Below are 12811 nucleotides of genomic sequence, written 5' to 3' on the forward strand. Positions count from 1 at the left end.
CTCAAGCCTGCAGACTGTACTCAAGCCTCCAATGCGGCAACACCGGGCAGGACCTTGCCTTCCATCCATTCCAGGAAGGCGCCGCCTGCGGTCGAAACAAAGGTCATGTCATCGACCACGCCGGCATGGTTCAGCGCGGCAACCGTGTCGCCTCCGCCAGCGACCGCAACCAGCTTACCCGATTTTGTTTGCGTTGCAGCAAATTTCGCAGCGGCGACGGTTGCAGCGTCGAAAGGTGGCAATTCAAACACACCCAGTGGCCCGTTCCAGATCAGGGTCTTGCTGTTGGCCATGACCTCGGTCAGTTGCGCCACCGTCTTCGGGCCAGCATCGAAAATCTTGTCGTCGGCCGTCAGGACGCCGCCGGTCGCTTCGGTACGGTTGGCGGCGTGGGCCTTGAACTCTTGCGCCACGACGACATCGACCGGCAGCAGGATGCGGCAGCCTTTGCTTTCAGCTTCGGCCAGGATTTCCAGCGCCGTGTCCTTCAGGTCCTTTTCGCACAGCGAGCCGCCGATATCGACGCCCTGGGCATAAAGGAAGGTGTTGGCCATACCGCCGCCGATCGCCAGGGCGTCGAGCTTGCCGACCAGGTTTTTCAACAGGTCGAGCTTGGTCGAGACCTTCGAGCCGCCGACAATGCCGAGCGTCGGGCGCTGCGGATTACCTAGTGCGGCTTCCAGGGCGTCCAGTTCGCGGCGCATGCTCTCGCCGGCATAGGCGGGCAGCAGGCGCGCCAGGCCTTCGGTCGAGGCGTGGGCGCGGTGGGCGGCCGAAAAGGCGTCATTGACATAGATGTCGCCGATTGCCGCCAATTCCGCGGCAAATGCCGGGTCGTTCTTTTCCTCGCCGGCGTGGAAGCGGACATTTTCCAACAGGGCGACGCCGTCGGACGGCATGCGCTTCAGCAGTTCGGCGGCATCGGGTCCGACGCAGTCGGCGGCAAAATAGACAGTTTCGCCGAGTAGTGCCGACAGGGCAGCTGCGACCGGCTTCAGCGACATTTCCGGCACGACCTTGCCCTTCGGCCGGTCGAAATGGGCCAGCAAGGCAACGCGGGCGCCCAGCGCCTTCAGCCTGGCGATGGTCGGCAGGGCGACGCGCAGGCGGGTGTCGTCGGTGATGCGTCCGTCTTCCATCGGCACGTTGAAATCGACGCGCACCAGGGCGGTCTTGCCATTTAAATCGGAAACGTCGTCGAGGGTCTTGAAGGGCATGTAAGAATCCTGGATGTCGAAAAGCTAGGCAGGTGACCACTTTCTCCTTGAAGACATCTCTAGGTCTTGTCCTCCACCGCGTGCGGGGGAGGTGGCGGCGAAGCCGACGGAGGGGGGACACTTCACACATTAAAAACCCCGCCGGCTGACCGGCGGGGTTGGGTATCAGATCAGCTTGCCGAAGTGGACGGCCGTGTCGGCCATGCGCGACGAGAAGCCCCATTCGTTGTCGTACCAGCTGAGGATGCGGACCATCTGGCCCTTGATCACCTGGGTCTGGTTCAGGGCGAAGGTCGACGATGCCGGCGCGTGGTTGAAGTCGGACGACACCAGCGGCTCGTCGGTATAGTCGAGCACGCCGTGCATCGGGCCATCGGCGGCAGCGATGATGGCGGCGTTGATCTCTTCCTTGGTCACCGACCGGCCTGGCGTGAACACCAGGTCGACGGCCGAGACGTTCGGGGTCGGCACGCGGATCGACGAACCGTCCAGCTTGCCCTTCAGCTCCGGCAGGACCAGGCCGACGGCCTTGGCCGCACCGGTCGAGGTCGGGATCATGCTGAGAGCCGCGGCGCGGGCGCGGTACAGGTCCTTGTGCATCTGGTCGAGCGACGGCTGGTCGTTGGTGTAGCTGTGGATCGTGGTCATGTAGCCGCGTTCGATGCCGCACAGGTCGTGCAGCACCTTGGCGACCGGCGCCAGGCAGTTGGTGGTGCACGAAGCGTTGGAGATAACTTCGTCGGCGGCGGTCAGCTGGTGGTGGTTGACGCCGTAGACGATCGTCTTGTCGGCGCCGTCGCACGGCGCCGAAACGATGACCTTCTTCGCGCCGGCCTGCAGGTGGGCGGCAGCGGTATCGCGCTTGGTGAAGATGCCGGTGCATTCCAGGGCGATGTCGACGCCCAGGTCCTTGTGCGGCAGTTCGGCCGGGTTGCGGATGGCGGTCACCTTGATCGGGCCCTTGCCGACGTCGATGCTGTCGCCGTTGACAGTGACCTTGCCCGGGAAGCGGCCGTGCACGCTGTCATAGCGCAGCAGGTGTGCATTGGTTTCCACCGGGCCCAGGTCGTTGATCGCTACAACTTCGATGTCCGTGCGGCCATGTTCGATGATGGAGCGGAGGACCAGGCGGCCGATGCGGCCGAACCCGTTGATGGCGACACGTAAAGCCATGGATGGAGTTCCTTATGTCTGCGAGCTGTGTGCAAAGCGTTTTTGCGCCGTGGTTCTTTAACCTCAAGGCCTTGAAGTCAAGCCCTATTTCGCGGCGCAACGTATATGATAGCGCTAACGCCGAAATTCCATGGCCGGGCGAGGCTTATGTCCGATAAATGGTCAGATTTGAAATGGATTTGCGGGTCTTGCTGGTGACCGGGATGTACAACTGATTGCAGGTTGAGTAGTGATTGGTGTGCGCTGCCGACGCGGTTCGTGGCACGGGCGGGGGGAGATCGCACAATGACTGATTTCGTGGGCGGAACGGGCAACGATACATTCGATGGCGGCACGGGTGATGACACCGCGCGGGGCAATGACGGCAGCGACACCCTTAGCGGTAACGACGGCGCCGACTTGCTGGATGGCGGTACGGGTAATGACGTCCTCTATTCGACCGGTCCGCTGGGTAAATATAACGACTCTTCGGTGCCCCCCTGCTTGACCGCGGGACAGAGGTCGACACCCTGTTGGGGGGCGATGGGGAGGACATCCTGTCGGCCGGCTATGGCGACAATGTCGATGGCGGCGACCAGTACGGCGGCTACCATGACGTTCTGTTCATCAGCTTCCAGGGCGCGTCGATTGGCGTGACCCTTGACATGGCGCTGGCCAGCCAGACCATCGGCGGCGGGACGATAAAAAACGTTTTGAATGCCGGCTGGATCGAAGGCAGCCAATATGACGATACGCTCACAGGTAGTTCAGGTACGTATGGCGCCATCTTCAATGTCATCTACGGCATGGGTGGAAACGACCATCTGATTGCCGGCTATTCCACCGGCAGTCTTTACGGTGGCGATGGCAATGATCTGGTCGATGGACGGGGGTCCCAGTATCTGAATCGCGTCTTTGGCGGTGCAGGTGATGATACGCTTTATGCGAGCACCAGTACGACCACGTACGCGTATGGTGATGATGGCAACGATGTTATCTACGGCTACGGCAGGACCTTTGGTGGCGCCGGCAATGACACGATCATGATGACCACCTACTACAACAGCGACTTTGTCCATGGTGACGACGGCGATGACGACATCAACGCCGCGGTGACCCCCTACAATTATCCCGCAAGCGATCCACTCTATGGCGACGGCGGCGACGACACTTTGCACGGCGGGGCCGGCAACGATGTGTTGAATGGCGGCGCCGGCAATGACCGCATCATCGGCGGGCCCGATACCAGCACCACCGCCTCCCTGGGGAGTGTCTATGCCGATATGGCGATCTACAGCGGCAAGAGTACGGACTACAAGGCCACCGAAGACCCGGAAACGCACCTGATAACGTTGAAGGATCTGCGCGCCGGTTCGCCTGATGGCACGGATACACTCGATCTCTCCGTTGAGCTGTTGAAATTTTCGGACGGAATCTATCTGATCAAGAACGTGGTCGCTGGAATTGGGCTTGGCGTGACCAATCTTGTCGGTAGTGGACGACCTGACACGTTCATTGGCAATGAAGACGATAACAAGGCGAAGGGCAACGGAGGCAACGATACGCTTAACGGCAATGGCGGCTCCGACGTACTTGAGGGCGACGCGGGGTCTGATCTTCTGGTTGGTGGACGGGGAGAGGACACGCTTTATTCGAACGGGTCTTTAGGCAACTGGTCCCCGCCTTACTACAACAATATCTACGTGGCGCCCAGGCTCGATCGTGTTGCCGAAATTGACACGCTCAACGGCGGAAGCGGCAACGACCAGATTTCCGCGGGTTACGGCGACAAAGTCGATGGCGGCGAGGGCTTTGATACGCTGTTTATCAGCTTCCAGGGGGCATCGAGCGGCGTAACGTTCGACATGACACTGGAAAGTCAGGCGATCGGCGGCAGCACGATCACCAACATCGAAAACGCCGATTGGATTGAGGGCAGCGAATATGCCGACGTCATTACGGATGGCTCGCGAAGCTACTATGGTGGCAAAGCTGTAATCTTCGGCATGGGCGGTAATGATCAGCTCTACGCTGCCTACTATACCAGCAACCTCTATGGCGGGAACGGCGACGATGTTGTTGATGGGCGGAATTCGCAGTATCTGCAGCGCGTGGACGGTGGCGACGGCAATGATACGCTCTATACCAGCGCCAATACGTTTGCCGCAGCCGATGGGGGCGCTGGCGACGACGTGATCCACGCTCAAGACACGGTGTTTGGTGGCGCCGGCAACGACACCATATACATGGTCGGGTCCCCCATAAGCGGAGCCGCGCACGGCGATGACGGCGACGACCGGATCGACGGCTCGACCGCGTTGTCCGCCTACTTCGATGGTGACGGCGGGGACGACACCCTGATCGGCAGCGTGAACACGGATGTACTGGAAGGTGGTGCCGGCAATGATGTCATCACCGGTGATAGGAACAGTTCCGATCCGACGGGCGATGTCGCCGTCTATAGCGGCGCCAGGACCGACTACCAGGTAAGCGAAGATGCCGGTACACATCTGATCACGGTTTCCGACCTGCGTGGCGGCGCGCCCGACGGTATCGATACGCTGGACAACACGATCGAATCCCTTAGGTTCTCCGACGGCACCTTCGCGCTGGACGACCTGCTTTCTGGCACCGGTCCGGTTCCCGACAACTTTGTCGGAGACGGCGGTAACGATGGCTATGCCGGGAATCGGTACGATAATACGGCTGTGGGTAACGGTGGCGACGATGTGCTGGGCGGCAAGACCGGCAATGACACAATCGAAGGCGATAGCGGCGCGGACAGTCTGGACGGCGGAGCGGGTAACGATGCCCTCTATTCGGACGCACCCGTGGGCTACTATATTACCCCTTATTATGAAGGCTATTTTATAATCCCGTCGCTTGATCGGGGCAATCAAGTGGACGCCCTGACGGGCAGCGACGGTGACGATACCCTTTCCGCCGGCTTTGGCGACAATGTCGACGGAGGTGACGGCAGTGACACTCTGTTCATCAGTTTTCAGGGCTCATCAGCCGGCGTGAACTTCGACCTTAAACTGGCCAGCCAGGTGATTGGGGGCGGGACGATCCAAAATATCGAAAGTGCTGGATGGATCGAAGGAAGTGAACACAACGACACGATCACGGATATGCTTTACGAGCCCTATAATCTTTCCAGTACGATATTCGGTATGGGAGGTGACGACAGTATTGTCGGGGGCTATATGACCGGTGATATTCGTGGCGGGGACGGTAATGACGTTATTGACACTCGACTGAGCCAATCCGGCCACTATGCTTTGGGTGGCGCCGGCAATGATACTTTCTATGCGGTGAGCAATGCGTACGGTAACGACGGCAATGACCTCTTCTATGTCACCAGGGGCGCCGATGGCGGCGCAGGCGACGACACGTTCGTCACAGGCTATTCCCTTTATGGCGGCGCCGTTATTTATGGTGGTGAAGGTTTTGACAGCCTGACGGGCGGCAACGGCAATGACGTGCTGGACGGTGGCGACGGCAATGACACGATCACCGGCGGTGCCGATAATGGCGATGGAGAAACGACTGGCGACACGGTCATCTACAGCGGCAACCGGGCCGACTACCAGGTGCGTGAAGACGTCGATACGCATCTGGTTACCTTGATCGACCTGCGCGGCGGTTCGCCCGATGGCAGCGATACACTTGATCACACCATAGAACTTGTGCGGTTCGCCGACGGCACCATGACACTGGCCGACGCGCTTGCGGGTGTTGTCCCGGCACCCGATAATTTTTACGGTAATGGCGGTAACGACAGCTACGTCGGAAACCTGAACAATAATACGGCCGTGGGCAATGGCGGTGACGACGTGCTGGTCGGCAGGGCCGGCAGTGACACGATTCAAGGCGATGGCGGCGCGGATACCCTGGATGGCGGCACAGGTAACGACATCCTCTCTTCGGACGCGCCCACGGGCTATTTTTTCCGGCCCTGGTACGGCAATCCCTACACCACGCCGGTGCTTGATCGCGGCAGCGATGTCGACGCGCTGACCGGCGGCGCTGGCGACGACATCCTGTCGGCGGGCTATGGCGACAGTGTCGATGGAGGGTCCGGTAGCGATAGGTTGCTGATCAGCTTCCAGGGCGCTTCGATCGGTGTAAAATTCGACCTGTCCTTGTCGAGCCAAGTCATCGGCGGTGGCACTATCCAAAATATCGAGAGTGCAGAGTGGATCGAGGGCAGCGAATATAACGACACCATCACGGATGGAAATGGCAGTCCTTATGCCGACTTCGGCCCCATCTTCGGCATGGGTGGCAATGATAGTCTCGTTGCCGGCGACTACACCGGCAACGTCTACGGCGGCGAAGGCAATGATACGCTTGATGGGCGAGGGGCTGGCTACGGCTATGGCCTCATGCTTTACGGTGGCGCTGGCAATGATGTTTATCTTGGCGGCGGCTACATGATTGAAGCCGAGGACGAAGGCACGGACACGGTAATAAGCGAGAACAACTTCACACTGAGCGACAATTTCGAGAACCTGACACTGAAAGGCGCTTCGGCCACGCATGCGACGGGCAACCAACTGGCTAATCTTATCACGGGGAACGGTCTGGACAATTGGCTGTCAGGCCTTGACGGCAATGACCGGCTGGTCGGCGGAATCGGCAATGACACCCTGATTGGTGGCACGGGAAATGACACCTTCTTTATCGATGCGGTCGGTGACGCGGTTGTTGAACAGTCCGGCGAAGGTACCGACCTGATCTACAGCTATGTCAGCTATACCCTGGGCGACAATTTTGAGGATCTTACGCTCACGGGTAGTTACGCCACGGATGCAACAGGCAATCAGTTCGGCAATCTTATTACCGGCAATGGATTGAACAATTTGTTGACCGGTCTTGACGGCAATGACCGTCTGGTCGGCGGAATCGGCAATGACACCATGATCGGTGGCACGGGAAATGACACCTTCTTTATCGATGCGGTCGGTGACGCGGTTGTTGAGCAGTCCGGCGAAGGTACCGACCTGATTTACAGCTATATCAGCTATACTCTGGGCGACAATCTTGAAAGACTGGCACTCGCCGGAACTGCTGTCACCGACGGGACAGGCAATCAATTGGACAACATCATTTCGGGCAACGCCAAGGCCAATCACCTGTCTGGCCTTGGCGGCAATGACCGACTGGACGGCGGCACCGGCAACGACACGATGACTGGCGGTTCCGGTAACGACACCTATGTGTGGAGCGATGGTGATGTTCTCATCGAACTGCCGGGCGAAGGCACGGATGCCGTAATCGCGAATGCCAATTACGTCCTCAGCGGCGGCTTCGAAAACCTGACCCTGACCGGGGCGGCCCTGCTCGGTTCCGGCACTGCAGTCGACAACGTCCTGACCGGCAACGATCACGACAATATCCTGCGCGGCTTCGGCGGCAATGACAGACTGATCGGTGGTCTTGGCAAAGACGGACTGTTCGGTGGCATGGGCAACGATACCTACTGGGTCAAAGCTGGTGACTACATTCGCGAACTTGCCGGTCAGGGCGTCGATACCGCCTATGCCAGCACCTCTTTCAGTCTGGCGGCCGGGCAGGAAATCGAAAGCCTTATTCTGACGGGAACGGGCAATAACAGCGCCACGGGCAATGAATTCGCCAACAGCCTGACCGGTAACGCAGGCGATAACCGCATCATCGGCGGTCTTGGCGGCGATACGATGGAAGGTGGCAACGGCAACGATACCTATTATCTCGACAATTCCGGCGATATCGCAACGGATTCCGGTACAGGTGTCGATCTGGTCATTTCGACTGTGGACGTCTACCTGAGTGCCCATATCGAAAACGTGACCCTGACCGGCAGCGATAGTTTGGGTGCCTGGGGCAATGACCTGTCGAACAGGCTTTCTGGCAACGGTGGTAATAACACCCTTGACGGTGGCGTCGGCGCAGACACGATGAATGGCGGGGCGGGCAACGACAGCTACTATATCGACAGCAGCGGCGACCGGGTCGGAGAGCTGGCCGGCGCAGGCTGGGACGCCGTCTACGCGTCTGTCAGCTACGGCCTGGGCAGCGAGGTCGAAGACCTGTTTCTGATAGGAACGGGCGATCTCAGTGCCGGCGGCAATGCTCTTACTAACCATATTACAGGGAATGATGGCAGCAACCGTATCAACGGCGGTGCCGGCAATGATACGCTGACCGGTGGCCACAGCGCCGACACCTTTATCTTCCTGGCCGGATCCGGCCTTGACTTGGTCAGCGACTTTAGTGCGGTCGAAGGCGATAGAATCCACCTGCGTACCTACAGCAACAAGATCGCCTATGGCGGCGGTATCACGATTGTCCAGACGGGCGCCGATACGGTTATCGACCTGGGCGGAGGTAATATCATCACCGTGCAGCACGCGGCTGTCGCCGATGTGACTAGCCATATCATCTGGTAAGGCAGTCCGAAACTTTAGGCTGACAATGACTTGTGCTTGACACAAACATTTGGCATCAAATTGAAAGGGCCTATCGACGCGGATGTCGAATCACAAGGCCAAATGAGGGGAAATATCACAATGACGAACTTCACCGGTGGTACGGGCAACGACACGTTTGATGGCGGTGCTGGCAACGACAGTGCCAGTGGTAATGACGGCTTCGATACGCTGAACGGCGGCGGCGGCGCAGACACCCTGGATGGTGGCGCGGACAACGACGTACTTTATTCGGACGTGGCCACGGGCTATTACAACCGGCCCTATTACAATAATCCTTACACAGCTCCAGCGCTTGACCATGGGACCCAAGTCGATACGCTTATCGGGGGCGGCGGCTATGACGTGCTGTCGGCAGGCTACGGTGACAATGTCGATGGCGGTGACTACAGTAATCTGTTGCTGATCAGCTTCCAGGGCGCGTCGTCCGGCATCATCTTCGATATGAACCTGACCAGCCAGGTTATCGGCGGTGGCACAATCCAGAATGTCAGCAGCCTTGGCTGGACCGAGGGCAGTGAATATAACGACACCATAACGGGTGGCGGCGGCAGCGACGGTAATTTTGACCCCATCTTCGGCATGGGGGGAAACGACAGTCTGGTTTCCGGTTACTACACGGGCAACCTCTATGGTGGTCAAGGCAATGACACGCTCGATGGGCGTGGTTCCGGCTATGGTTTCATCCTCTCCGGCGGCGCTGGCGATGACATCTATCTAGGCGGCCAGATCATGGAAGACGCCGGCGAAGGTATGGATACAGTCATAAGCCAGTACACTTCGAGCTTAGGCGCAAATGTCGAAAACCTGACCCTGACGGGGTTTTACGCGGCCGATGCCACGGGCAACGAACTCAACAACGTCTTAATAGGCAATGACGGCGACAATCATATTTACGGTGGCGCCGGCAATGACACAATCACCGGCGGGGCCGATAATGGCGACGGAGAAACGACCGGCGACACAGCCATCTATAGCGGCAACCGGGCCGACTATCTGGTGAGCGAGGACGCAGGGACGCATCTGGTGACCATAGTCGACCTGCGTGGCGGGTCGCCCGACGGCACCGATACCCTCGACCATACCCTTGAATTGGTCCAGTTCGCCGACAGCACAATGACGCTTGCCGACGTGATTTCAGGCGTTGTTCCTGTTCCCAACGACTTCGTCGGCGACGGCAGCGACGACAGCTATGGTGGCAATGAACGTAACAATACAGCCGTGGGCAATGACGGTGACGACACGCTAGGGGGCAAGGCCGGCAACGACACGCTGGAAGGTGATGCCGGATCGGATTCGCTGGATGGTGGGGCCGGTAGCGACGTGCTTTATTCGGACGAGGCGACAGGCTATTACAACCGGCCCTATTACAGTTATTCGTACACACCGCCGGCGCTTGACCAAGGGACCGCCGTCGACACGCTTATCGGCGGTGACGGTGGCGACCTGATATCGGCAGGCTTCGGCGACAATGTCGATGGCGGTGACGGAGATGACCTGCTGCTGATCAGCTTCCAGGGTGCCTCGACCGGTGTGGTTTTCGACATAAACCTGTCCAGTCAGGTCATTGGTGGTGGTACTATCGAGAACGTCGAAAACATCGTTTGGATCGAGGGCAGCGAATATAACGATACCATTACCGATGGCGGCGGCAGTGGCGGAAATTTTGACCCACTTTTCGGCATGGGCGGCAACGATAGTCTCGTTTCCGGCTATTACACCGGCAACCTTTATGGCGGCGACGGAGATGATACGCTTGACGCACGCTGGGCCGCTTATGGTTTCCCCATTTTCGGCGAGGCGGGCAATGACACGCTCTATTCAGGTGGCGGTGCTGCCGATGGCGGTGACGGCGATGACCTCCTGTACGGCTATGGTCAGGTTAATGGCGGCGCCGGTAATGACACGCTTGCCATGGGGTATGGCGGAACAGCTCACGGTGATGGCGGTGATGACGACATCACGGCCGGCGATTCTGGCCAGACGCTGTACGGCGACGCCGGTAACGACATTCTGCGCGGTGGCGCTGGCAATGATTTGTTGAATGGCGGTTCCGGCAATGACACGATTACCGGTGGCGACAATGCCGATCCGTTTGGCGATGTTGCGGTCTATAGCGGCGCGCTGGCCGACTACCAGGTCACCGAAGACGCCGACACCCACCTGGTAACGATCGTCGATCTGCGCGGCGATTCACCGGACGGGACCGACACGATCGATCACACGATCGAGGCGTTGACATTCTCGGATGGTACCGTCGGACTCGACGACCTGCTTTCCCCCGCCGGGCCGGTCCCGAACGATTTTGTCGGTGGTGAGGGCGATGACACCTACGCCGGCAATTTGGTCAATAACACGGCGCAGGGCAATGGCGGTAACGACCAACTGGGCGGCAAGGGCGGTAACGACACGCTGGATGGCGGTGCTGGTTCGGATACCCTTGATGGTGGGGCCGGTAGCGACGTGCTTTATTCGGACGTGGCGACGGGCTATTACAACCGCCCCTATTACAATAATCCGTACACCGCGCCGGCGCTTGACCACGGGACAGAGGTCGATACGCTTATCGGTGGCAGCGGCTATGACGTGCTATCGGCAGGCTACGGTGACAATGTCGATGGCGGTGACTACGGCAATCTGTTGCTGATCAGCTTCCAGGGCGCGTCGTCGGGGATCATCTTCGACATGAACCTGACCAGTCAGGTAATCGGCGGCGGCACTATCCAGAATATCAGTAACCTCGGCTGGACCGAGGGCAGTGAATATAACGACACCATAACGGGTGGTGGCGGAAGCGACGGTAATTTTGACCCCATCTTCGGCATGGGCGGGAACGACAGTCTTGTCTCCGGCTACTACACCGGCAACCTGTACGGCGGCGAAGGTAATGATACGCTTGATGCGCGGGGGACGCCCTATAGCTTCCTTGTTTATGGGGGTGCCGGCGATGACGTCTATCTTGGCGGGGGGCAGATTATAGAAGCAGTTGGTGAAGGTACGGATACGGTCATAAGCCAGTACGACTTCACATTGGGCGAGAATCTCGAAAACTTGACCTTCAGCGGTGACTGGGCAGTCAACGCGACCGGCAATCAGCTTGATAACGTCCTCACCGGCAACGCCCTTGGCAATTACCTGACCGGTCTTGACGGCAATGACCGTCTGATCGGCGGTGCCGGCAATGACACAATGACCGGCGGCGCGGGTAACGACACCTTCATTGTCGACGATCTGGGTGATCAGGTCGTCGAACAAGCCGCACAGGGAGTGGACATGGTGTCTGCCTCATTCAGCTATTCCCTGGGTAATAATGTCGAAAACCTGACCCTGTCAGGCGCCGCTGCAATTGATGGGATGGGCAATGGGCTCGCCAATGTCATTACAGGCAACGGCGCTGCCAATCACCTGACGGGCCTGGGTGGCAACGACTGGCTTGATGGCGCAGCCGGGGCGGATACCATGACCGGCGGTGTCGGCGCCGATACCTATATCGTCGATGAAATCGGCGATGTGGTGATTGAACTGGCCGGACATGGCACGGATACTGTGAAGTCGTCAGTGCGTTATACGCTGGGCGACAATGTCGAGCGGCTGACCCTGACGGGGACGCTCAATATCGCCGGTACTGGCAATGCGCTCGACAATATTCTCATCGGCAACGAAGGTAACAATCGACTCGATGGCGGCGCTGGCGCCGACACTATGGCCGGCGGCCTGGGMAATGACTTTTATACGATCGACAATGCCGGCGATGTCATCCGCGAAGCGGTCGGCCAGGGAATTGACGGCGTCATCGTCGGTTTCTCCTACGCTCTGGGCGGTCAGTATGTCGAAAACATCACGCTGACCGGCACGACCGATATCAATGCAACCGGTAATGCGCTGGCCAACACGCTGATCGGCAATTCGGGCAACAACGTTCTGAACGGCCTTTCGGGCATCGACAAGATGTTTGGTGGCGCCGGGAAC

At 59.0% G+C, this 12811-nt stretch carries 5 protein-coding genes; 3 read left to right on the plus strand and 2 right to left on the minus strand.

Going from position 1 to position 12811, the window contains the following annotated elements:
- Window positions 1-20 precede the first annotated feature (20 nt).
- Complete coding sequence (locus AC1DXO_RS11600) at window positions 21-1217, minus strand: phosphoglycerate kinase (RefSeq protein ID WP_476978302.1); 1197 nt, start codon at window positions 1215-1217, stop codon at window positions 21-23.
- 165 nt (window positions 1218-1382) lie between these two features.
- Complete coding sequence (gap, locus tag AC1DXO_RS11605) at window positions 1383-2390, minus strand: type I glyceraldehyde-3-phosphate dehydrogenase (RefSeq protein ID WP_476978303.1); 1008 nt, start codon at window positions 2388-2390, stop codon at window positions 1383-1385.
- 285 nt (window positions 2391-2675) lie between these two features.
- Between gap and AC1DXO_RS11610 the strand changes: the two genes are divergently transcribed.
- The 3 genes from AC1DXO_RS11610 to AC1DXO_RS11620 all read left to right on the plus strand — a co-directional run.
- Complete coding sequence (locus AC1DXO_RS11610; RefSeq protein ID WP_476978304.1) at window positions 2676-3026, plus strand: hypothetical protein; 351 nt, start codon at window positions 2676-2678, stop codon at window positions 3024-3026.
- A gap of 389 nt (window positions 3027-3415) precedes the next feature.
- Window positions 3416-8803 (plus strand): hypothetical protein, encoded by a 5388-nt coding sequence (locus tag AC1DXO_RS11615; RefSeq protein ID WP_476978312.1) that lies wholly within the window; start codon window positions 3416-3418, stop codon window positions 8801-8803.
- A gap of 120 nt (window positions 8804-8923) precedes the next feature.
- Window positions 8924-12811, plus strand: a 3888-nt coding sequence (locus tag AC1DXO_RS11620) for a beta strand repeat-containing protein (RefSeq protein WP_476978305.1), incomplete at its 3' end; no start/stop codon positions are given.

Source organism: Asticcacaulis sp. P2_C5, from assembly GCF_056404555.1.